General features: G+C 69.9%; 11 protein-coding genes. All 11 read left to right on the top strand.

Annotated features, from left to right (window positions below; all coding sequences use genetic code 11):
- Position 1 precedes the first annotated feature (1 nt).
- Positions 2-1,594 (top strand): aldehyde dehydrogenase family protein, encoded by a 1,593-nt coding sequence (locus tag AC1PK7_RS14445; protein ID WP_481098591.1) that lies wholly within the window; start codon positions 2-4, stop codon positions 1,592-1,594.
- Entirely contained in the window at positions 1,591-2,799 is a 1,209-nt protein-coding gene (locus AC1PK7_RS14440; protein WP_481098590.1) for a M24 family metallopeptidase, read from the top strand. Before AC1PK7_RS14445 ends, AC1PK7_RS14440 begins: the two co-directional genes overlap by 4 nt.
- Positions 2,800-2,881: 82 nt before the next feature.
- A complete protein-coding gene (locus AC1PK7_RS14435) occupies positions 2,882-4,714 on the top strand; it encodes a DUF885 domain-containing protein (protein ID WP_481098589.1) in 1,833 nt (610 codons plus the stop codon).
- Positions 4,711-6,540, top strand: a complete 1,830-nt coding sequence (locus AC1PK7_RS14430; RefSeq protein ID WP_481098588.1) for a DUF885 domain-containing protein — start codon at positions 4,711-4,713, stop codon at positions 6,538-6,540. The genes AC1PK7_RS14435 and AC1PK7_RS14430 overlap by 4 nt, the downstream gene beginning before the upstream one ends.
- A gap of 514 nt (positions 6,541-7,054) precedes the next feature.
- Positions 7,055-8,626, top strand: a complete 1,572-nt coding sequence (locus tag AC1PK7_RS14425; protein ID WP_481098587.1) for an APC family permease — start codon at positions 7,055-7,057, stop codon at positions 8,624-8,626.
- Between the two features lie 143 nt (positions 8,627-8,769).
- Complete coding sequence (locus tag AC1PK7_RS14420; protein ID WP_481098586.1) at positions 8,770-11,082, top strand: S9 family peptidase; 2,313 nt, start codon at positions 8,770-8,772, stop codon at positions 11,080-11,082.
- Between the two features lie 586 nt (positions 11,083-11,668).
- On the top strand, positions 11,669-11,977 hold the full coding sequence (locus tag AC1PK7_RS14415) for a flagellar basal body protein (RefSeq protein WP_010343400.1): 309 nt from the start codon (positions 11,669-11,671) through the stop codon (positions 11,975-11,977).
- A 150-nt stretch (positions 11,978-12,127) separates the two neighbouring features.
- Entirely contained in the window at positions 12,128-14,494 is a 2,367-nt protein-coding gene (locus AC1PK7_RS14410; RefSeq protein ID WP_481098585.1) for a Tat pathway signal protein, read from the top strand.
- Between the two features lie 333 nt (positions 14,495-14,827).
- Complete coding sequence (locus tag AC1PK7_RS14405; RefSeq protein ID WP_481098584.1) at positions 14,828-17,656, top strand: TonB-dependent receptor domain-containing protein; 2,829 nt, start codon at positions 14,828-14,830, stop codon at positions 17,654-17,656.
- A gap of 5 nt (positions 17,657-17,661) precedes the next feature.
- The gene (locus tag AC1PK7_RS14400; protein ID WP_481098583.1) at positions 17,662-22,005 is read left to right on the top strand and encodes an Ig-like domain-containing protein; all 4,344 of its coding nucleotides are present in this window, start codon (positions 17,662-17,664) and stop codon (positions 22,003-22,005) included.
- Entirely contained in the window at positions 22,002-23,597 is a 1,596-nt protein-coding gene (locus AC1PK7_RS14395) for a family 43 glycosylhydrolase (protein ID WP_481098582.1), read from the top strand. Before AC1PK7_RS14400 ends, AC1PK7_RS14395 begins: the two co-directional genes overlap by 4 nt.
- The last annotated feature ends 230 nt before the right edge of the window (positions 23,598-23,827 follow it).

The following is a 23,827-nucleotide window of genomic DNA, read 5'->3' as shown; positions in this document are numbered from 1 at the left end:
GATGAGCACGCAACCGCTGTTGCTGGCCGGCCATTGGCAGGCCTCGCTGGAAGAGCGCGGCAGTTTCCGCGCCGAGGATCCGCGCGACGGGAGCGAGTTCGGCCCGTCGTTCCCGATCAGCGGCGCCGCCGATCTTGAAGCGGCGCTGAGCGCGGCGGCGCTGAGCGCCGATGCGCTGGCCGCGGCCGTGCCGGAACGCATCGCCGGGTTCCTGGATGCGTATGCGGACGCGATCGACGCCGACTTCGAGCGGCTGGTGGCGCTGGCGCACGCCGAAACCGGCCTGCCGGTGGAGCCACGCCTGGCCAAGGTGGAGCTGCCGCGCGCCAGCGGGCAACTGCGCCAGGCCGCGCAGGCGGTGCGCAGCCATAGCTGGGCACAGCCGGTGATCGACACCGCGGCGGGCCTGCGCGCGCAGCTGGGGCCGTTGCACAAGCCGGTGCTGGTGTTCGGGCCGAACAATTTCCCGTTCGCGTTCAACGCGGTGGCCGGCAGCGATTTCGCCTCGGCCATCGCCGCGCGCAACCCGGTCATCGCCAAGGCGCATCCCTCGCATCCGGCCACCAGCCAGCGCCTGGCCCAGCTCGCGCACCAGGCGCTGCTGGCGCATGACCTGCCGGCGGCGACGGTGCAGTTGCTCTACCACTTCGACAGCACGCTGGGCCTGGAGCTGGCCGGCGATCCGCGGCTGGGCGCGATCGGCTTCACCGGCAGCCGCGCCGGCGGGCTGGCGCTGAAGGCCGCCGCCGACCGCGCCGGCGTGCCGGCCTATGTCGAGTTGTCCAGCGTCAACCCGGTGTTCCTGCTGCCGGGCGCGCTGGCCGAACGCGGCGCCGCGCTGGCGCAGGAGTTCTTCGCCTCCTGCACCATGGGCAGCGGCCAGTTCTGCACCAACCCGGGCATCGTGGTGGTGCCCGAGGGCGAGGCCGGCGATGCCTTCGTCGCCGCGGCCACCGCGCATTTCGCCGCGGCCGCGCCGGCGCTGCTGTTCTCGCGCGGCGTGCTGGACCATCTGCAGCGCAGCGTGGGCACGCTGCGCGATGCCGGCGCCACGGTGCTGGCCGGTGGCGAGGCCGATGCAGGTCCAGGCTATCGGCATGCGCCGACCCTGCTGCAAGTGTCGGCCGAGGCGTTCCTGCAGCAGCCGGAGGCACTGCAGACCGAGGCGTTCGGCCCGGTCAGCCTGATCGTGCGCGGCGGCGGGTTGGGGCAGTTGACCGCCCTGGCACGCAGCTTCGAGGGCAATCTCACCGGCACGCTCTATCGCGCCGCCGATGGCAGCGACGACATGGCCTTCGCTGCGCTAGCCGCGGCGCTGCGGCCGCGGGTCGGTCGCTTGATCTGCAACAAGATGCCGACCGGCGTGGCGGTGAGCCCGGCGATGAACCATGGCGGCCCGTATCCGAGCACCGGCCATCCGGGCTTCACGGCGGTCGGCATGCCCGCGGCGATCCGTCGCTTCGCCGCGCTGCACAGCTACGACGGCGTGCCCGACGCGCTGCTGCCGCCGTTGCTGCGCGATCGCAATCCCGGCGGCGTGCAGCGCTTGATCGACGGCAACTGGAGCACCGCCGACGTGGAGCTGCGCGCATGAGCGAGCAGGGCCAGATCGGCGGGTTGACCCTGGAGCAGGCGCACGCACAACTGGCGCCGTGGCCGCACCGCGCGCCGGCGATCCAGCAGCAGGAGTACCGGCAGCGCCTGGCCAACGCGCGTGCGCTGATGCGCGCGCACGGCGCCGACGCGCTGCTGATCGGTGCCGGCGCTTCGTTGCGCTACTTCACCGGGGTGCCGTGGGGCGCCAGCGAGCGCTTGGTGGCGATGCTGCTCACCGCCGAAGGCGATCCGCTGCTGATCTGCCCGGCGTTCGAGGAAGGCTCGCTGGACGCGGTGCTGTCGGTGCCGGTGCGCAAGCGCCTGTGGCAGGAACACGAGGATCCGCACGCGCTGGTCGCCGAGGCCTTGCTGGAACTGGACGCGCAGAGCCTGGCGCTGGATCCGGGCGTGGCCTTTGCGGTGCACACCGGGCTGACGGCGGTGCTGGGCCGGATCGCGATCCGCGATGCGGCGGCGATCGTCGACGGCTGCCGCATGCGCAAGTCGCCGGCGGAACTGGCGCTGATGCAGCAGGCCTGCGACATGACCCTGCAGGTGCAGCGTCTGGCTGCCGGGCTGGTCCGCGAAGGCATCACCACCGCGGAACTGACCCGCTTCATCGACCAGGCGCACCGCGCGCTCGGCGCCGACAACGGCTCGACCTTCTGCATCGTGCAGTTCGGCCATGCCACCGCGTATCCGCACGGCATTCCCGGCGTGCAGGCGCTGCGCCCGGGCGAGCTGGTGCTGATCGACACTGGTTGCACGGTGCAGGGCTACCACTCCGACATCACCCGCACCTACATCTTCGGCGAACCCAGCGAGAAGCAGCGACGCATCTGGCAACTGGAGCACGACGCGCAGGCGGCGGCCTTCGCCGCGGCGCGGCCGGGCGTGGCCTGCGCCGTGGTGGACGAGGCCGCGCGCAAGGTGCTGCAGCGCGCCGGGCTCGGCCCGGACTACCAGTTGCCGGGGCTGCCGCATCGCACCGGCCACGGCTGCGGCATGAGCATCCACGAGGCGCCGTACCTGGTGCGCGGCAATGCGCTGGCGCTGGCCCCGGGCATGTGCTGCAGCAACGAGCCGATGATCGTGGTGCCGGGCGAGTTCGGCGTGCGCCTGGAGGATCATTTCTACGTCACCGAGGACGGCGCGCAGTGGTTCACGCCGCCGTCGCCGGCGATCGACCGGCCGTTCGCCTGATGCGCAGGGCGGCCGCCTGCCACGTTTGCGCGGCGGCCGCCGCGGTGTGTCACGGGCGCGTGCCGCCCTGCGGAGTTCCACGATGAAGCACATCCGTCTGCCCGTCGCCAGCATCCTGGCGCTGGCCCTGCTGAGCGCCTGTCAGCCGTCGGCACCGTCGGCGCCTTCCACGCCGGCGGCAACGGCGCCGGACAAGGCAAGCACCTCGCCATCGCAGGCCTTCGCCGCGCTGCTCGATGCGCAATGGCAGTACCAGCTCGAACACCATCCCGAGTTCGCCAGCATCATCGGCGACAGCCGCTACAACGACCGTTGGACCGACTATTCGCCGGCCGCGTTGGAAGCCGAACGCCAGGCGACCGTCGGGTTCCTGGCGCGCTTCGATGCGGTCGATGCCAAGGCGCTGTCGGCGCAGGAGCAACTGAGCCTGCAGATGATGCAGCGGCAGTTGCGCGACCGGCTGGAGGCGATCGCGCTGAAGAACGACGAGATGCCGCTGGAGCCCGTCGGCGGCATCCAGGTGGCGCTGCCGGGCTATGCGCAGGCGTTTCCGTTCGCCAGCGTCAAGGACTACGAGGACTACATCACGCGCCTGCAGGCGATCCCGGCGCTGCTCGACCAGGTGGTGGCGCTGTCGCGCTCCGGTGTCAGGGACGGGTTGGTGCAGCCGAAGTACCTGCTCGAGCGCATTCCCGCGCAGGTGCGCGAGATCGCCGCGCCGGCCGGTGCCGACAGTCCGTTCGCGCTCCCGCTGCAGCAGTTCCCCGCGGCGGTGCCGGAGGCCGAGCGGCCGCGGCTGCGCGCGGCGATGATCGCGGCGATCGACCAGCAGGTGCGGCCGGCCTATCGCAAGCTGGCCGATTTCGTCGCCAACGAATATGCGCCGCAGGGCCGCACCCACGAAGGCCTGTGGTCGCTGCCCGATGGCGAGCGCCGCTACCGCTTTGCGATCCACACCCAGACCACCACCGAGCAGTCGCCCGAGCAGATCCACCAGACCGGCCTGGCCGAGGTCGCGCGCATCGAGGGCGAGATGGGCGTGATCGCCAAGCAGCTCGGCTACGCCGACCTGCCGGCGTTGCGCCAGGCGGTGGCCCATGAACGCAAGTTCTTCGCCAGTTCGTCCGAGCAGATCCTGCAGCGCTACCGCGACGACATCGCGCAGATGCAGCCGCAGTTGCCCAAGCTGTTCGGCACCTTGCCGAAGACGCCGCTTGAGGTGCGCGCGATGCCCGCGTTCCGCGCCACCGCGCCCGGTGCCGAGTACTGGCAGAGCGATGCGCAGGGCAGCAAGCCGGGGCTGGTGATGGTCAACACCAGCGATTACGCGCACCGTACCCTGGTCAACATCGAGGCCACCGCCTACCACGAGGGCGTACCCGGCCATCATCTGCAGATCTCGCTGGCGCAGACCCTGCCGCTGCCGCCGTTCCGCCAGCAATCCAGCTACAACGCCTATGTGGAAGGCTGGGCGCTGTACGCCGAGCGGCTGGGCAAGGAGGTGGGCTTCTACCGCGATCCGTACAGCGACTATGGCCGCCTGGCCGGCGAACTGCTGCGCGCCAACCGGCTGGTGCTGGACACCGGCGTCCACTACAAGCGCTGGACGCGGCAACAGATGATCGACTTCTTCCACGCGCATCCGTCCGACGACGAACCCAGCATCCAGGCCGAGACCGATCGCTACATCGTCTGGCCGGGCCAGGCGCTGGGCTACAAGCTCGGCGAACTGGACATCCTGGCGCTGCGCGAGAAGGCCAGGCGCGCGCTGGGCGATCGTTTCGACATCCGCGCCTTTCACGATGCCATCCTCGGCGGCGGCGCGATGCCGCTGGACCTGCTGGACGCGCGCATCGACGCCTGGATCGCCCAGGTCCAGGCCGGCGCTCCCGCCACTCCGGAGACTTCGCGATGATCGCTCATTCCCGACTGCGCACCGCGCTGGCCCTGGCCATCGCCTGTACCCTGGCCTGGCAGGGCGCCGCCCATGCCGCGCCGGCAAAGACCGCCGCACCCGCCTCCGCTGCTCCCGCCGACGATGCGGGGGCGCGTTTCAAGGCGCTGTACCAGCGCGAGTGGACATGGCGCCAGGCGCAGTTCGCCGGCGCCGACGACGAGGACGCGAAGGGGCAGGCGGCCGATCATCTGCCCAAGGTCGACCCGGCCACCCAGGCGCAGCGCACCGCGTACTGGCAGCAGGTGCTGCGCGAGCTGGACGCGATCGACCCGACGCAGCTGTCGGCGCAGGACCAGGTGAACTACCAGGTCTATCGCCAGCAGTTGCAGGTGCTGCTCGACCAGCAGCGTTTCCGCGTCTGGGAAATGCCGTTCAACAGCGACTCCGCGTTCTGGAGCGACCTGGGCTTCACCGCGCGCGCCACCCTGCGCAACCGCGAGGACTACCAGCGCTACCTCGGGCAGCTCGCCGACATCCCGCGCTACTTCGACGAGCAGATCGCCAACATGCGCGCCGGCCTGGCGCGCGGTTTCGCCCAGCCCAAGGTGACCCTGCAGGGCCGCGACCAGTCGATCGCCGAGGTCGCGCAGGCGCCGGGCGAGACCAATCTGTTCTACACCCCATTCAAGCAGATGCCGGCGACGATCCCGGCGCCGGTGCAGGCGCAGTTGCGCGCGCAGGCGCGCACGGCGATCGCCCAGCAGGTGGTGCCGGCCTACGCCAAGCTGCTGCGTTTCATGCGCGAGGAATACCTGCCCAAGGCACGTCCGGCGCTGGCCGCCGAATCGATGCCCGACGGCGCGGCGTACTACCGCGCGCAGATCCGCGAATACACCACGCTCGACCTCAGCCCCGAGCAGATCCACGCGGTGGGGTTGAAGGAAGTGGCGCGGCTGCGCAAGGAGATGGACCAGGCGATCGTCGACAGCGGCTTCAAGACCCCGCCCGGGCAGCAGACCTTCCCGGCGTTCCTGCACTACCTGCGCACCGATCCCAAGTTCTACGCCAAGACCCCGGAGGAACTGCTCAAGGACGCGGCGTGGATCGCCAAGCGCGTGGACGGCAAGATCGGCGACTACATCGGCCGGTTGCCGCGACAGCGCTTCGCGATCGAGCCGGTGCCGGCGGACCTGGCGCCGTTCTACACCGGCGGCCGCGGTGGCCCGGGCATCTACCTGGTCAACACCTACGACCTGCCGTCGCGGCCGCTGTACAACCTCGCTGCGCTGACCCTGCACGAGTCCTCGCCTGGCCATGCGCTGCAGATGCCGTTGGCGGCCGAGCAGGACAACCTGCCGGATTTCCGCCGCTACACCTTCATCTCTGCGTACGGCGAGGGTTGGGCGGTGTACTCGGAATACCTGGGGCAGGAGATGGGGATGTACGACACCCCGTACGACCGCTTCGGTTACCTGACCTACCAGATGTGGCGTGCCTGCCGGCTGGTGATCGATACAGGCATCCATCACGACGGCTGGACGCGCGAGCAGGCGCAGGCCTTCCTGCGCGACAACACCGCGCTCAGCGAGCACGAGGTGACCACCGAGGTCGACCGCTACATCGCCTGGCCCGGTCAGGCGCTGTCGTACTACCTGGGCGAGCTGAAGATCCTGGAGCTGCGGCGCAAGGCGGAACAGGCGCTGGGCGAGAAGTTCGACATCCGCGCGTTCCATGACGCGGTGCTGGAAACCGGTTCGGTGCCGCTGCCGGTGCTGGAGCAGCGCATCGACCGGTTCATTGCCGAGGGTGGGAAATCGCCTTGGTCGAAGGAGGGGGCGAAGTAATAGCCCCTCTCCCCTTGGGAGAGGGGTTGGGGTGAGGGTTCGGACGCGAAGCGCGTGCGGTGTTTCAACTGCACGAGGCTTCGCCCGTACCCTCATCCGCCCCTTCGGGGCACCTTCTCCCGAGGGGAGAAGGGAAGTAAAAGCCCCTCTCCCTCCGGGAGAGGGGTTGGGGTGAGGGTTCGGGCGCGAAGCGCATGCGGTGTTTGGGCTGCACGAGGCTTCGCCCGTACCCTCATCCGCCCCTGCGGGGCACCTTCTCCCGAGGGGAGAAGGGAAGTAAAAGCCCCTCTCCCACCGGGAGAGGGGTTGGGGTGAGGGTCGGGACGCGAAGCGCATGCGGTGTTTCAGCTGCACGAGGCTTCGCCCGGACCCTCATCCGCCCCTGCGGGGCACCTTCTCCCGGAGGGAGAAGGGAAAAGCCGAGCCCCTCTCCCTCCGGGAGAGGGGGGGGGTGAGGGTAGGGAACGCCGCAGATCATCGAATCGCCAGTGACACCAATCCAGCGGGAGACGCCATGGCCGCACAAGGCAAGTTCCACAAGCGTTTGAGCCTCACCGATCTGACCTTCATCGGCTTGGGCTCGATCTTTGGTTCCGGTTGGCTGTTCTCGGCCAGCCACGTCTCGGCGATCGCCGGGCCGGCCGGCATCGTCTCGTGGATCGCCGGCGGCGTGGCGGTGCTGCTGCTGGGGCTGGTGTACTGCGAACTGGGCGCCGCCTTGCCGCGCGCCGGCGGCGTGGTGCGCTACCCCGAGTATTCGCACGGTGTGCTGCTCGGCTGGCTGATGGGCTTCATCACCCTGATCGCCTTTTCCAGCCTGATCGCGATCGAAGTGGAAGCGGCGCGGCAATACGCCGCGGCGTGGTTCCCCTGGCTCAACCAGGCCGGCAGCACCCATCCCAGCGTCGCCGGCTGGCTGCTGCAACTGGCGCTGCTGGTCGCGTTCTTCCTGCTCAACTACTACAGCGTCAAGACCTTCGCCACCGCCAACAACATCGTCAGCGTGTTCAAGTTCCTGGTGCCGGTGCTGGTGATCGTGCTGCTGATGGCGCATTTCGATGCGCGCAACCTGCACGTGCAGGGCTTTGCGCCGTTCGGCGCGGCCGGGGTGGAGGCGGCGATCTCCGCCGGCGGCATCATCTTCGCTTACCTCGGGCTCACGCCGATCGTGTCGGTGGCCAGCGAGGTGCGCGATCCGCAGCGCAACATCCCGATCGCGCTGATCCTGTCGGTGGCGCTGTCCACGGTGATCTACGTGCTGTTGCAGCTCGCCTTTCTCGGCGGGGTGCCGGCGCAACATCTGGCCAACGGCTGGGGCGGTATCGACAAGGCGTTTTCGCTGCCCTACCACGACATCGCGCTGGCGCTGGGCATGGGCTGGCTGGCGGCATTGGTGATCTGCGACGCGATGATCTCGCCGAGCGGTACCGGCAACATCTACATGAACGCCACGCCGCGGGTGGTCTACGGCTGGGCGCGCAGCGGCGGCTTCCTGCCGGTGTTGACCAAGGTGGACGCCGCCTCCGGCATCCCGCGCCCGGCGCTGTGGCTGAGCCTGGGGCTGTCGGTGTTCTGGACCCTGCCGTTCCCCTCGTGGGAGGCGCTGATCAACGTGGTGTCGGCGGCGCTGGTGCTGAGCTATGCGGTGGCGCCGGTGACCGTGGCTGCGTTGCGGCGCAGCGCGCCGGAACTTCCGCGGCCGTTCCGGTTGCGCGGCATGGCGCTGCTCGGGCCGCTGTCGTTCATCGTCGCAGGCCTGATCGTGTATTGGTCGACCTGGAGCACGCTGTCGTGGCTGCTCGGCCTGCAGATCGCGATGTTCGCGCTGTATGTGTTGTATCGCCTGCCCAACGCGGCCGGCCGCGCACGGCTGTGGCGGCAGGTGCGCGGCGTGTTGTGGCTGATCGTGTTCTTTGCGTTCGTGCTGGTGGTGTCGCGTCTGGGCACCTTCGGCGGCAGCGGCTGGATCGCGCATCCCTGGGACACGCTGTGCGTGGCCGCGATCGCGCTGGGCTGCTACCACTGGGGCGCGCGCAGCGGCCTGCGTCCGGAGGAACTGGCGCTGGAAGAAGACGACGGGGAATAGTCCGTCGCGTGTGTGGGTGTACGGAGAAGCGGCGCTTTTCCCCTTTGTTGTGATTGGTTGCGACAGACGTTATCGGGAACGCCCGTCGCGGCTAAAGCCGCTCCTACGGAAACCAAGCACGTCATGAAATTTTTGGAAACCGCATGAACAAGTTCGTTGTCTCCCTCGTCATGGCACTGGCCTGCTATGCCGGCGCCGCCCACGCTGCGCCCAGCGTCGCCGACTACCAACGCTCGCTGGGCCTGCGCGAGGCCTGGATCGGCCTGACCGAGAACGTGACCTGGCCGGCGCAGTGGCGCGACGACGGCGCGTTCTACTACCGCAAGACCGTGCCGGGCGGCTTCGCCTTCGTGGTCGAGGACGTGGCCAGCCAGCGCAAGCAGCCGGCGTTCGACCAGGCACGGCTGGCGCTGGCGCTTAGCGCGGCGACTGGCACCGCCTATCCGGCGTTGCGCCTGCCGTTCGCGCGCTTCGCCTACGTCGCCGAGGGTGGCAATGCGCAGGCGGCGATCGCCTTCGAGCTCGACGAACTGCCGTGGCGCTGCACCCTCACCACCTACGTCTGCGCGCGCGCCGACAGCGGTCCGCAGCCGCGGCCGCGCGGTTTCGGCGTGGTGCGCGATCTCAGCGTGCCGGCCGACGCCACCCCCCGGCGCTCGCCGGACGGACGCTGGGACGCCTATGTCGACGGCAACGCGGTGATGCTGCGCGCGGTGGCCGACGGGCGCACGCTGCGCCTGGCCGATGATGGCCGCAGCGACGATTTCTACGATCCGGAAACCATCGCGTGGTCGCCGGATTCGCAGCGGCTGGCGTTGTACCGGGTGAAGCCCGGCTTTCCCCGCCGCGTCACCCGGGTGGAGGCGGCGCCGCCCGGCGGCGGCCAGCCGATCGTGCGCACGCAGCTGTATCCCAAGCCCGGCGATGCGGTGGACATCGAGCGACCGGTGCTGTTCGACCTCGGCGCGCTGGCGCGCGGCGGCACGCCCAAGTACCTGCCCATCGACGATGCCCTGTTCGCCAACCCGTACCAGCTCTCGCCGATCCAGTGGCGCCGCGACAGCGCCAGTTTCGTGTTCGACTACGTGCAGCGCGGCTTCCAGCGCATGCGCGCGATCGCGGTGGACGCGGCCACGGGCACGGCGCACGTAGCGGTGGGCGAGGACGCCAAGACCTTCGTGTACGCCGACCGCAGCTACCACCACGATGTCGATGGCCTGGGCCAGGAAATCCTGTGGATCTCCGAGCGCGACGGTTGGCGCCACCTGTACCTGTTCGATGGCGTCAGCGGCCGGATCAAGACGCAGATCACCAAGGGCGAGTGGATCGTGCGCGACGTGCTGCGCGTGGACGATGCACAGCGGCGCATCTGGTTCACCGCCAGCGGCATGGATGCGGGCAAGGATCCGTACTACCGGCAACTGTTCGCGGTGGATTTCGACGGCGGCCGCCTGACCCGGCTGACCCAGGCCGATGCCGACCACGATGTGGCCATCGCAGACGACGGCCGTCACTACGTGGACGTGTACTCGCGTCCGGACATGGCGCCGGTGATGGAACTGCATGCCATCGACGGGCGGCTGCTGCAGGTGGTGGAGCGCGGCGACATCCGCAAGCTGCAGGCCGCCGGCTGGCGCGCGCCGCAGACCTTCGTGGCCAAGGGCCGCGACGGCAAGACCGACATCTGGGGCATGGTGGTGCGCCCGCGCGACTACGACCCGCACAAGAAGTACCCGGTGATCGAGAACATCTACGCCGGCCCGCACGATTCGTTCGTGCCCAAGACCTTCTGGCCGTTCGGCTACCACTCCGGCGGCGACAAGCAGATCGGCATGCAGGCGCAGGCCGACCTGGGCTTCATCGTGGTGATGATCGACGGCATGGGCACGGCCAATCGCTCGAAGGCCTTCCACGACGTGGCCTGGAAGAACCTCGGCGATTCCGGCTTCCCCGACCGCATCGCCTGGCACAAGGCGCTGGCCGCGCAGGATCCGTCCTACGACATCGGCCGCGTCGGCATCTACGGGGCGTCGGCCGGCGGGCAGAGCACGTTGGGTGCGCTGGAGCGGCATCCGGACTTCTACAAGGTGGGCGTGGCCTATGCGGGCTGCTACGACAACCGCATGGACAAGATCAGCTGGAACGAGCAGTGGATGGGCTGGCCGGTGGACGCCAGCTATGCACGCGCCTCCGGCGTGGACAATGCGGCCAAGCTGCGCGGCGACCTGCTGTTGATCGTCGGCGAGCAGGACAGCAACGTCGACCCGGCCTCGACCGGGCAGGTGGTGGACGCGCTGATCAAGGCCAACAAGGACTTCGACCTGCTGGTCGTGCCCGGCGGCGAACACACCGTCGGCCGCTCCACCGGCCCCATCGACTACGTGCAGCGCCGCCAGTACGACTTCTTCGTGCGGCATCTGTTGAGGGAGCCGACGCCGGCGTGGAATCGGCTGTAGGTGGGGCCGGGATTTGAGATTGGGGATTGGTAAAGGCGCGGTGGTTCCTGTTCCCGCGGTACTCGGCTTTTCCCTTCTCCCGTCGGGAGAAGGTGCCCCGCAGGGGCGGATGAGGGTACGGGGGATGCACCAGGTTCTGGGGCATCGCGGTGCTCCGAACCCTCACCCCAACCCCTCTCCCGAGGGGAGAGGGGCTTTGGTTTTTTCCTTCTCCCCTCGGGAGAAGGTGCCCCGCAGGGGCGGATGAGGGTGCGGGAGATGCACCAGGTTCTGGGGCGTCGCACGGCTACCGTACCCTCACCCCAACCCCTCTCCCGAGGGGAGAGGGGCTTTGGTTTTTCCTTCTCCCCTCGGGAGAAGGTGCCCCGCAGGGGCGGATGAGGGTACGGGGGATGCACCAGGTTCTGGGCATCGCGGGGCTTCCGTACCCTCACCCCAACCCCTCTCCCGAGGGGAGAGGGGCTTCAGATCATCGCGCCGACGCGCTCGCTCTTGCCAATCCCCAATCCCGACTCCCCAATCCCACTATCAAGCCCCCGCCAACTCCGCCGATAACCCGGCAAGTCTCTCTGCACCCGGGCCCGCCATGACCGCCATCGCTCCCAGTTCCTCGATCGCGCTGTCCGGCATGCGTGCCGCGACGTCCGGCTTGCAGGTGCGTGCCAACAACATCGCCAATCTCGCCACCGACGGGTTCCAGCGTTCGGTGCCGGTGAACCAGGCGAGCGCCGGCGGTGGCGTGGTCGGTCAGGTGCAGCAGGCCGACGGGCAGGGCAGCGATCTGGTCGACGACATGGTCGGCACGCTGACCGAACGCACCGCGTTCCAGGCCAACGCGCGCGTGCTGCGTGCGGCCGACGACAGCATCGGCAGCCTGCTCGACGTACTCGCCTAGGCCGTCGCCGACGCGTCGCGCTCCCGCAACGCAGCATCGCCGCGACTCCGCGGCTGTGCGATTTTCCGCATCCATCCTCGGCACAGCGCACAAGACGCTGCGGCGCGCGCAGCGCACGATGCGACGATCGCATTGCATCGGGGATGGTAGATGGATCGGAGAGATTTCCTGCGGCAGGGCCTGGCCGTCGGCGCGGTTGCCGGCGTGGAAGCGCTGGCCGGGCGTGCCGCCGCGGCACCCGCAGCGGCCAGCGCCGCGCGTGCGCCCGCACCGCCGCAACTGCAGCCGCTGGCGGCCGACGCGCTGGCCGGGCATACCCTGCAATGCCGTTTCGTCGAGGCCGGCGCGACCTGGGAGGTGTACGAAGACCTGCGCCAGCCCGACGGCGATCTGACCCTGCGCGGTCCGGGCGGGGCGCTGGTGCTGGGCAAGCGCACCGAAGCGGTGTTCCCGGCGGCGCAGGCCCCGTATTTCGGCATGGCCCTGGCCGAGGTGGCCATGGCCGATGCCGACCTGCTCGCCGACCGCCTGCTGCGCGACGGCGACCCGCGCGCCGACGAGGTGCGCGACGTGGCGCCGCCGCCGGCCTCGCAACTGGATCCCAAGGACTACAACGGGCGCCTGCCGTGGACCACCTTCGTCGGCACCCGCGAATGCGCCGACACCATGCCGGTGTACCCGGACGGGCGCACCCGCTGCTACCGCGCCATCCAGTCATTTCCCGAGCTTGGCAAGGACGAACTGGTACGGCGCCGCAGCGAAGGCCTGCTCGGCGGCTGGATGCCGGCGGTGCGCAAGGTGGTGCCGGCCGGCGAGGGCCGCTACTACGACATCCTGCTGTTCGCCGACGTGCTGGCCGAGGACCGCTTCGTGGTGCAGACCTGGCACCGCAGCGCGTTAGTCGAGCACGGCAAGGTCAGCAAGGTGGTGCACGGCTACAGCTATCCCGACTACCCGCCGCGGCGCGGCCCGCGCAGCGCCGAGGATTTCTACCGCGGCCTGCTCGCCTTCGCCGGCTATTGGCAGGCGCAGCTCGCCGATACCGTGCAGGCGCAGACCCCGGACCCGAGCTGGCGCGACATGGCGCGCTTCGCCTTCGCCCGCGAACTGGTGGTGCGCCCGGGCGGCACCTATCCCAAATACGGTGCGGTGGATCGCGACTATTACGGCAACGAGTACGACGGCTTCCAGGACACCTTCACCAGTTCGCTGTACGCCAACCTGGAGTGGGGCCGCTTCGCCCAGGCCGCAGCGGTGCTGGACGGCTATTTCAGCGACTTCGTGCAGGCCGACGGCATGGTCAACATGCGCGGCCCGGAGACCGGACAGTTCGGGCTGACCCTGTCGCTGCTGGCGCGCTACCTGCGCTACACCGGCGATGCCGCGCTGCTGCGCAAGCACCGCGACAAGATCGCCGCCACCGCGCAGGTGCTGGTCGAGCTGCACGACGCCAGCCTGCGCCTGCCGGCATCGGCGCCGGGGCATGGCCTGCTCCACGGCTGGAACGAATCCGATGCCTGCCTGTTCCCCGATCCGCAGGTGTGGTGGAAGCCGTACTACGCCAACAGCGCGCTGACCGTGCGCGGCTGGCAGGACCTGGCGGCGGTGTGGAGCGGCATCGCCGGGCCGGGCGGGCAGGCCGCCGCGGCGCAGTGGCAGCGCCGTGCGCAGCAACTCTCGGCACAGCTGCTGCGCACGCTGCGTGGCAACATCCGCCGCGATCTGCAGCCGCCGTACATCGGCCCGCTGCCGGGGGTGAAGCTGACGTTCCGCCAGTCGCTGCAGCAGGAGCATCCCAGCGAGCAGGGCTGGCCGCACCGCGCCTATGCCGAACTGCTGCAGGCCGACGTGCTGCCCGACGACCTGGCGCACCTGGTCATCGACTGCGTGCGCGGCCACGGCGGCACCAGCCTCGGCGTGGTCGGCAACATCACCGCGCCGACCCCGGAGGCGCGCGACCTGCTCGGCTTCATCTCCTACGGCTACGCGCAGCAGTTGCTGCGCCTGGACCGGATCGAGGAATACCTGCTGTTCCTGTACGCGCACCGCTACCACGTGCATACCCGCGGCAGTTGGACCGCGGGCGAGGTCAGCGGCATCACCGGCGGCATGCCGCTGTTCTGCATTCCCGCGCAGATGACCATTCCGCTGCTGCTGCGCTGGATGCTGGTGTTCGAGGACAGCGCCGGCGAGGAACTGTTCCTGGCGCGGGCGGTGCCGCGCGACTGGCTGGGCAGCGGCGAGGCGATCGCGATCGACGCGGCGCCGACGCGCTGGGGCAGGGTGTCGCTGGCGCTGCACGCGGATCCGGCGCGCAAGCGCATCGACGGCCGCGTGACGCTGCCGGCGCAGCGGCCGGCACGCACCTGGCTGACCCTGCGCGCACCGGCCGGCACCCGTCTGCAGGAGGTGCGGCTGGACGGGCAGCCGGCGGCGCTGTCCGGGCCGCGCAACGAGCGCGTGCTGGTGCCGGCCGGCAGCGCGGCGACGGTGGCGATTTCGGCCGTCTACGGCTGAGTAGCGAAAAAGTCGGAAACGTCCCGCCGGCCTGCGGGGCAGTGCGGTATTCCGCACGTTTTCCCGATAAATACGACAAGACGCCGCGCGCGTCATACGCGCACATTGTGACCGTGCAGTGAATGTCCAGGGGGAGATTCGTTGCACGTCACCGGGGACGCAGCGCATGGGGCGTGCGCGTCGCCGTGCAGGCGGCGTCGGGATCGTCCCATCCGGCGGCGCATGCGTGGACACGTCCGTTTTCGTATCCGCCACACGCGCTGGCGACGGGGCGCCCGCCTGGGGAAGGGCGGCGCTCCGACGAACGCCAGGCTGCCGCTCAGGAGATTTCCGATGCCGTCTTTGCTCGAACGCGTTGCGCCGCTGCTCCCGTGTTCCTGGCGCGCCGCGCCGCAGCCCGGTCCGCTGGCCGCGGCCATCTGCACCGCCCTGGCCCTGCTCGCGCCGGCGGCGCAGGCGCAGGATGCGACGGCGCAGGACACGCAGGCGACGACGCTGGAACGTGTCAGCGTCACCGGCAGCCACCTGCGCCGCGTCGATGCGGAGACCGCCAGCCCGGTCATCACCATCGACCGCCAGCGCATCGAGGACAGCGGCCAGGACACCCTCGGCCAGTTGCTGCAGCAACTGCCGGCGATGGCCGGCAACATGCCCAACGTCTCGCTCAATTCCGGCTTCAGCCATGGCCGCGCGCTGGTGTCGCTGCGCAACCTCGGCCCCGAGCGCACCCTGGTGCTGGTCAACGGCCACCGCATGGCCGGGCCGGCCAGCAGTGTCTCGGCCGCGCCCGGCGTGGACGTCAACGCGATTCCGGCGGCGATGGTCGAGCGCATCGAGGTGCTCACCGACGGCGCCTCGTCGGTGTACGGCTCCGACGCCATCGCCGGCGTGGTCAATATCATCCTCAAGGACAAGTACGACGGCTTCGCCGCCACCGCCGACTACGGCCTGAGCACGCACGGCGACGGCAACCGCCGCTCGCTGGGGCTGGAGTGGGGCAAGACCTGGGAGCGCGGCGGGCTGATCCTGGGCGTGAGTCGCAGCTCGATGAACGCGCTCTACGACAGCGATCGCGACTACGCGCGCACCGCGCAGAACTACCTCAACGGCCAGGTGGTCGAACGCCGCGGCAACGGCACCCGCGCCTTCCTCAGCAACGGCAGCGTGCTGACCCCCAATGCCGACCTGCCGCCGGGCCAGGTCACCGCCAGCGACTTCCACACCTACAGCCAGGCGGTGGAAGGCTACAACGCCTACACCGGGCAGTACCTGATCACCCCGGTGCAGCGCACCAACGCCTCGGCGCACGCCAGTTTCGACTTCACCCCGAACGTGCAGGGCTACCTGGACATGTTCTGGACCCGCAGCGAGACCACCTCGCAGCTCACCGCCTACGGCCTGGAACTGCCCAACGCCGCGCAGAACTACTACAACCCCTTCGGCAGCCAGCTCACCCGCTACCTGCTGCGCTCGGTGCCGGCCAACACCCGCGTCTACACCTCGACGATGTACCAGACCAACATCGTCGCCGGGTTGCGCGGCAAGTTCGGCGACAGCAGCTGGCAGTGGGACGCGGCGGCCGGCTACGCGCACTACAAGGACACCCTGGTGCGCAACGGCTTCTCCATCACCTCGGCACTGAACAACGCGGTCGGCGCCTCGTTCCGCGACACCGACGGCACCATCAAGTGCGGCACGCCCGGCAACGTCATCGCCGGCTGTACCCCGATCAACGTGTTCAACCCGGACGATCCGGCCACCATCGCCGCGATCAAGGCCACCCAGAGCGCGGTCGACCTGATCGACGAGAGCACGATGAAATTCGCCGAGGCCAGCGTCAACGGCGATCTGTTCGCGATGCCGGCCGGTGCGGTGCAGGCCGCGTTCGGCCTGTCGTTCCGCAAGAACGGCTTCTCGCAGGGCACCAGCAACCCGGTGGCGGCGGCAGATGCGGAAGGCAACTGCGACTACAACGACGGTTGCATCATGAACCAGGGCCACGACGAGACCATCAAGGAGGCCTACGCCGAAGTGCTGGTGCCGCTGCTCAAGGGCGTGACCGGCGCGCAGGCGCTGAACCTCAACCTGGGCACGCGCTACTCGCGCTACGACTACTGGGGTAGCACCACCAACAGCAAGGTGGCGCTGGAATGGCGGCCGATCGACAACCTGCTGATCCGCGCCACCGGCTCGCAGGTGTTCCGCGCGCCGGCGCTGGGCGATCTGTACGGCTCGCCGTTCAACGGCGTGGTCGACGACGCCGGGACCTACACCGATCCGTGCAACGGCTACACCGGCGGCGGCAATCCCGCGGCCTGCACCAACGTGCCGACCAACGGCAGCTTCGTCAACAGCTCGTCCTTCACCGTGCTCACCACCGGCTCGGCCAACGCCGGCTTCGCGATCAAGCCCGAGCAGGGCCGCTCCTACAACATCGGCGCGGTGTACGACCCGGGCTGGGCCGAGGGCCTGTCGTTGAACCTGGACAGCTGGCGCGTCACCCTGGACGACATGATCAACGGCACCGGCCTGGATCAGGTGCTGCAGAACTGCTACGACGGCCAGAGCGCCTATTGCCCGCTGATCAAGCGCGGCCCCACCGGGCAACTGGTCAGCGTCACCGTGCCGTTCGCGATCAACAGCGGCAAGGTCGACATCCGCGGCGACGACGTCGGCATCAAGTACGCCTTGCCGGAGACGGCCTGGGGCCGCTTCCGTGCCGGCGTCGATGCCACCTACCTGTCCAGCTACAAGTTCAGCGGCGATCCGCACAACTACGTGGGCGAACAATCCAGCTACGGCAACATGCCGCGCTGGCGCGCCAACTTCACGCTCGACTGGGACAACGGCCCCTGGCACGCGAGCTGGAACACGCGCCTGATCGGGCGCACCACCGTCGGCAGCGCCTACGAGGACTTCTGCGTCAACACCGCCGCCGACGGCAGTTGCGTCTACTTCCCGGTCGGCACGGTGACCTACCACGACGCCAGCGTGAGCCGGAAGTTCGAGAGCCTGCATACCACCCTGGCGCTGGGCGTGAACAATCTCGGCAATCGCACGCCGCCGCGCTACTACGGCTATGCCAGTGCGGCCAACACCGATGCGTTCACCTACGACACGCTGGGGCGTTACTTCTGGGCGCGGATCAGGACCGAGTTTTGAGTCGCATGCCTGTCCCCGGTGGCGCCGCATCGCGCGTGCGGCGCGGCGCCGCCGTTCTCCTGGGGTGCCTGCTGTGCGTCGCTGCCGCGGTGGCGGCAGCGGCCAACGCTGGCGATCGGTTGGACCGCGACGGCGAAGGCCTGCAGTCCAGCAATGCCGCGATCGGGATGCCGCACTTCAAGGGCGATGCGCACCCGTTGCCTGATAGCGGCGTGGCGTTCGCGCCGGGGCAGGGGCAGGGCCAGTTGCAGCGGGTGTTCGCCGCCGACCTGGCGGCGGGCGCCGGCCGCGCGCCCGGCCGCGATTTCTGGATCGACCGCCTGCTGGCGCGGCAGGGCACGGGCGGCGGCTTCGGCGACAGCAACAACTGGCTGTTCACCCGCGGCCGTGCCGCCTACCTGTACACGCACAAGCCGGAGGAGCCTGGCTTCGTCGGCGACGTGGCCTACGTGCACAAGACCGGCCACGACGCGCTGTTCCGCCTGCAACTGGAGCGCGACGGCGTGCCGATCGCGCTGGTCGAGGACAGCGCACAGCGGCGGCAGACGCCGAGCTATTTCAGCAGCGTGTACGCAGGCGGCGGCGTGCGCCTGCAACTGGTCAAGTTCATCAGCGAGCAGAACGTGGCGGTGGCCGAGCTCACCGTGTCCAGCACCGACGGCGCGGCGCATGCGCTGACCGTGCGCGCGGTCTCGCCGATGGCCACGCATCCGGACGGTGCCGAGTTGACCGGCGCCTTCGTCACCCACAACGCCATCACCACGCTGTTCCCGCGGCTCTCCGGCGATGGCTTCGCGGTCGATGGCGCAAGCATCGCGCGGCCGCTGGCGGTGCCGGCGCACGGCGCCGCGCCGACGCTGAAGGTGCAGTTGGGGCTGATCGCGCGCGAACTGCCGGCCGCACAGCAGGAATACCGGCGCATCGCCGCGCAGTTGCCGCAGCAGGCCTACCGCGACCACGTCGTCGCCTACAACCGCTGGTGGGCCGACAACCTGCCGTACCTGGACACGCCCGAGGACAATCTCGACAAGACCCTGTTCTACCGCTGGTGGTTGTTGCGCTTCAATTTCCTTGACGCGGCGGTGCCCGGCAACGACTATCAGTTCCCGGTGGCGATCGAAGGCGTGCTCGGCTACGACAACGCCATCGTGCTCACCACCGGCATGTTCATCGACGACCTCAAGTACCTGCGTGATCCGCTCTACGCCTACGGCTCCTGGCTCGGCGCCGGCGAGACCGCCGGCGGTGGCAAGTACGTGGACAATCCCGGCGCGCCGGAGAACTGGTCCAATTCCTATGCGCAGTACCTCAGCGCTGCCGCCTGGCGCGCCTACCAAGTGCACGGCGGGCCGCCGGCGATCGCCGGGCAACTGGCGCGCTACGCCAGCGCCGACGTGGACGCGCTGCTGCGCGCCTACGACCACAACGGCAACGGCCTGATCGAATACGACTGGGCGGCGATGACCGGCAACGACGCCGATGCGGTGTCCTTCGACTGGGCCAAGCGGCATGGCGCGCCGCGCATGGACCGCAGCGAGAGCGCGTACGTGTACGCCAATGCGCTGGCCGCCGCGCAGGCCGCGCAGGTGGCCGGCGACGCCGCCACCGCGGTGCGCATGCAGGCGCTGGCGGCGAAGATCCGCCGCGCCGTGCTCGACGTGCTGTGGCAGGACCACAGCGCGCAGGCCGACGGCATGGGCCTGCACGGCGACCTGCTCAAGCAGCGCCAGGCCGATGGGCCGCGGCTGCCGGTGGACTGGAAGGAAACCAACAACTACTACCCCTTCAGCGTCGGCCTGATGCCCAAACACGGCGATGCCGACGACGACCCCAAGTACGTGCGCGCGCTGCGCCTGTTCGCCGATGCGCGGCAGTTCCCGCTGTTTCCGTTCTACACCGCCAACCAGGCCGATGCGCAGGCGCGCGGCGCCGGCGGCAGCAACAATTTTTCGGTGATCAATTCCACCGTGGCGTTCCGCCTGCTCGGCAGCGTGTTGCGCGATTACCAAAGCCCGTACCTGGACGCCTCCAGCTACCGCAGGCTGTTGTACTGGAACGCGTGGGCGCACTACATCGACGGCGACAACCGCTACCCGGACCAGAACGAGTTCTGGGCGCAGGGCAGCGCCGCCGATGGCGGCCGCATCGGCTATCGCTCGTGGATCCACCACACCCAGCTCGGCGCCACCAACTTCACCGTGATCGAGGATGCGATGGGCCTGCGCCCGCGCAGCGACGCCCTGATCGAGCTGTATCCCATCGACATCGGCTGGGGCCATTTCGCCGCCGACCGCCTGCGCTATCGCGATCGCGACCTGAGCATCGTCTGGGATCGCGATGGCCGCCACTACGGCGGAGCGGCGCCGAAGGGCTATTCGCTGTACCTGGATGGCCACCTGGCCTTCACCGTCGACCGCCTGGCGCACGTGCTGTACGACCCGGCCAGCGGCCGCGTGCAGGCCTTGCCGGACGCGATCAATGCCGGTGCCGCGCAGATGCAGGTGCTGGTCGCGCATCGGCTGGCATTGCAGGCGCCGCAGCAGGTGCGGTTTCCTGCCGCGGCGCGGATCGGCGCGGTGCTGGCCGAGGCCGGGCTGGACACCACGCTGCCGCCGGCCGCGCGCAACCTGGCGCAGGGCGCGACGGTCAGCGCCAGCTATGCGGCCGACGGGTTTCCGGCCACGGCCGCGGTCGACGGCAGCACCGCCAACGAACCGTTCTGGGGCACCGCCGGTTCGAGCAGCAGCAGCGACTGGCTGGAGTTGGATCTGCAGCACCCGCAGACCCTGGACGACGTGCGTGTGTACTTCTATCGCAGTTCGTCGCCTCCAGGCGAACAGCACGGCTTCTCGTCGGGCACGCGTGCCGGCTACGCACCGCCGTGGCTGTACCTGCTGCAGTATCTCGATGGCAGCGTGTGGAAGACCGTGCCGGGCCAGGTGCGCGATGCGCCGATCGCGCAGGGCAACCGCAACCGCATCCGTTTCCCACCGCTGCGCGCGCAGCGCTGGCGCGTGCAAGTGACCCATGCGGGCGCGCTGCGCACCGGCATCAAGGAGATCCAGGCCTATGCCAGCGGCGTCCCGGCGCCGGCGGCGCACGGCAACCGGGCGCCGCAGGTCGAGGCCTGGCAGGAAGACGGCAGTAGTGCCGGCGGCGTGGTGCGCCTGGCCGGGCGGGTCGGCGACGACGCGCTGCCGAACGGCACGCTTTCCCTGCACTGGCGCATGCTGCAGGCACCGCCGGGCGGTGCGGCGTTGTTCGAGCAGCCGCAGGCGGCCACGACCGAGGTGCGCTTCACTGCGCCCGGCGCCTACACCCTGCAGTTGCAGGCCGACGATGGCGCGCTGCAGGGGCACGCCGAGGTCGCGGTGATGGCGGCGGCGGCTCCGGCCGGGCAGACGCTGCAGGTGCAGGGCGAGGCTACGCCCAGCGCGCAATTCACCGCCGGCCATCATCGCCTGCAGGCGCTCAACGATGGACTGCTGCCGGCGCCGGACCAGGAGCCCGCCGCCGAGCGCCGCTGGGGCAGTTGGGGACGTGCGCAGCCGGCCTCGGTGTGGGTGCAGTACCAGTGGCCACAAGCGCAGCGGCTGAACGCAGCGGCGCTGTATTTCTGGGACGACCAGCCGCAGGGCGGGGTGGCGTTGCCGCGCGCGTGGACGTTGCAATATCGCGACGGCACACAGTGGCGCGACATCGCGGTGCGCGGCGGCTATCCGGTGCAGGGCGATGGCGCACCGAGCCGGGTGACGTTCGCGCCGGTGATCACCACGGCCTTGCGCGCGGTGCTGCAGACCGCGGCGCAGGGCGAGGGCCACTACGCGGTCGGCCTGGACGAATGGCAGGTGTTCGCCGAGCGTGCGGTGGCGACCGAAGCGGTGGACGTGCGTATCGCGCCCGGGCAGGCGCCAACGCTGCCGGCACGCATCGCCGGCTACTTCGCCGACGGCAGCTGGGCTTGGCTGGGCGTGCGCTGGTCGCAAGTCGATGCGGCGGCGCTGGCCGGCGAGGGCCGCGTGCAGGTGCAGGGCCTGGCCGATGGCGGCGTGCCGGTGACAGCCAGCGTTTGGGTCCGCGCGACCGCGCCAGGCCAGCTCACCACCGTGCAGGCGCCGCCGCCGCTGCACGTGCCTGCCGGCCAGGCGCCAGCGCTGCCGGAACTGGTCTCCGTGCAGTACAACGACGGCTCGCGCGAGCGCGTGCCGGTACGTTGGGCGCCGCTGGCGCCGACCGTCTATGCCAAGCCCGGTCGCCTGAGCGTGGTCGGGCAGGCGCAGGGGCGCGAGGGCAGTGGCGAACTGCCGGTGCGGCTGGAGCTGGTGATCGAGGCGGAGGCGGCGCCATGAGTCGCCAGCCGTTGCGCAGAGCCGCTGCGTGCCTCTTGCTGGCGTGCGCCGCCTGCATCGGCCTGGTCGCGGCTGCCGCACCGGCAGTGCCGCGGTCGCGGCAGGTGCTGGCACCGGGCAATCCGATCCTGGCCGACGGCCGCGACTATGCGGCCGATCCGGCGCCGCTGGTCGCCGACGGCAAGCTCTACATCATCGCCGGCCGCGACGAAGCGCCGCCGGAGGTCAACGACTTCGTCATGGACCGCTGGCAACTGCTGGTCACCGACGACGTTGGCAGCGGTCGCTGGACCTACTATCCGGCACTGCTGCGTCCGCAGCAGGTGTTCGCCTGGGCCGCGCCCGGGCACGCCTACGGCGCGCAGATCGTGCAGGGCCCGGACCGGCGTTACTACCTGTATGCGCCGGTGCAGGAAGCGCACTCGCGCAATGCCGACCCGTTCGCGATCGGCGTGGCCGTGGCCGACAGCCCAGTGGGGCCGTGGCGCGACGCGCATCCGCAGGGACCGATCCTGTCGCAATCGCTGCCGACGCCCAACGCCATCCAGAACATCGACCCGACCGTGCTGGTCGACGACGACGGGCGCGTGTACCTGTACTGGGGCACCTTCGGCAAGCTGTTCGGCATCGAACTGGAACGCGACATGGTCACACCGAAGGGGCAGCCGGTGGCGGTGACCACGCTGGACGGCTACTTCGAGGCGCCGTGGCTGTTCAAGCGCAACGGCACCTACTACATGGCCTACGCCGGCAACCATGCCGGGCCGGATTCGGACTGCACGCCCACGCTGTACCACGCGTGCCTCGCCTACGGCAGCGCGCCGTCGCCGTTGGGGCCATGGACCTACCGCGGCGTGATCCTGCCGCCGGTGTCCTCGACCACCTCGCACTCGGGCATCGTGCAATTCAAGGGACAGTGGTATCTGGTCTACCACACCGCCGACGCCAAGGGCGGCGGGCATTTCCGCCGCAGCGTGGCGATCGACCGATTGCAGTGGGACGACACCCGGCAGCCGGCGCGGATCCTGCCGGTGGTGGCCACGCGGCGGCCGCAACCGCCGCTGCCGCCGCAGCGCAACCTCGCCCGCTATGCGCGGGCCAGCGCGTCCAACGGCCCGGACATCCCGCACCAGTACTGGATCGCCGCGCTCAACGACGGCCGGGTCAAGCGCAATCCGTTGCCGCCGCAGCTATGGGGCAGTTGGACGCCGCACAACCCACCGCAGCAATGGCTGCAATACAGCTGGGCGCAACCGGTGACGCTGCGGGGCAGCCGCATCCTGTTCTGGGCCGATCATCCGCCGGGCGCGGACAGCGGCGTGGCGCCGCCAGCGCGCTGGCGGCTGGAGTATCGGCGCGACGGCCGCTGGTGGCCGCTGGCAGAGAGTACGCGCGCACCCGTCGCCGGCCGCTGGCAGACGCTGCGCTTCGCGCCGGTGACCACGCGCTGCGTGCGCGCCGTGCTGGACGCCGCCGGCGGCGACGAGCGCTACGCGGCGCTGGCGGTGCAGGAGTGGGAGATGCTGGCGCCGCAGGCGCAGCGCCTGCCGCAGGCCACCGCGGCGGATGCGCAGCGCTGCGACACGCCTTGAGGCGAAGCGGGGATGCCGATTGCGCCAACGTCGCCGACCTTCGCGTGCGTTCCAGTGGCGAGCCCACTGCAGACATCGGCCGCAGTTGCCGGCCGCATCATGTTCCTGTCGTGACGTCAGTTTGATTTTCGGAATGTGTGCGGAATTAGCCCGATTCCGTGGGGATAACCGTAAGGTGGATTGCGTTTCGCTGCATTAGTCTGCCCACGGGAAAGCGATATGCGCGTGGC

This window comes from Xanthomonas sp. NCPPB 3174 (genome assembly GCF_056725205.1).
The sequence above is the reverse complement of the archived record's forward strand: the minus strand, read 5'-3'. Positions and strand labels throughout refer to the sequence as shown.

Excerpts from the sequence above, each read along its gene's own strand:
- AC1PK7_RS14445 (WP_481098591.1), top strand. The coding sequence starts at position 2 with ATGAGCACGCAACCGCTGTTGCTGGCCGGCCATTGGCAGGCCTCGCTG.
- AC1PK7_RS14395 (WP_481098582.1), top strand. The coding sequence starts at position 22,002 with ATGAGTCGCCAGCCGTTGCGCAGAGCCGCTGCGTGCCTCTTGCTGGCG.
- AC1PK7_RS14440 (WP_481098590.1), top strand. The coding sequence starts at position 1,591 with ATGAGCGAGCAGGGCCAGATCGGCGGGTTGACCCTGGAGCAGGCGCAC.
- AC1PK7_RS14410 (WP_481098585.1), top strand. The coding sequence starts at position 12,128 with ATGGATCGGAGAGATTTCCTGCGGCAGGGCCTGGCCGTCGGCGCGGTT.
- AC1PK7_RS14435 (WP_481098589.1), top strand. The coding sequence starts at position 2,882 with ATGAAGCACATCCGTCTGCCCGTCGCCAGCATCCTGGCGCTGGCCCTG.
- AC1PK7_RS14400 (WP_481098583.1), top strand. The coding sequence starts at position 17,662 with ATGCCTGTCCCCGGTGGCGCCGCATCGCGCGTGCGGCGCGGCGCCGCC.
- AC1PK7_RS14425 (WP_481098587.1), top strand. The coding sequence starts at position 7,055 with ATGGCCGCACAAGGCAAGTTCCACAAGCGTTTGAGCCTCACCGATCTG.
- AC1PK7_RS14415 (WP_010343400.1), top strand. The coding sequence starts at position 11,669 with ATGACCGCCATCGCTCCCAGTTCCTCGATCGCGCTGTCCGGCATGCGT.
- AC1PK7_RS14420 (WP_481098586.1), top strand. The coding sequence starts at position 8,770 with ATGAACAAGTTCGTTGTCTCCCTCGTCATGGCACTGGCCTGCTATGCC.
- AC1PK7_RS14430 (WP_481098588.1), top strand. The coding sequence starts at position 4,711 with ATGATCGCTCATTCCCGACTGCGCACCGCGCTGGCCCTGGCCATCGCC.
- AC1PK7_RS14405 (WP_481098584.1), top strand. The coding sequence starts at position 14,828 with ATGCCGTCTTTGCTCGAACGCGTTGCGCCGCTGCTCCCGTGTTCCTGG.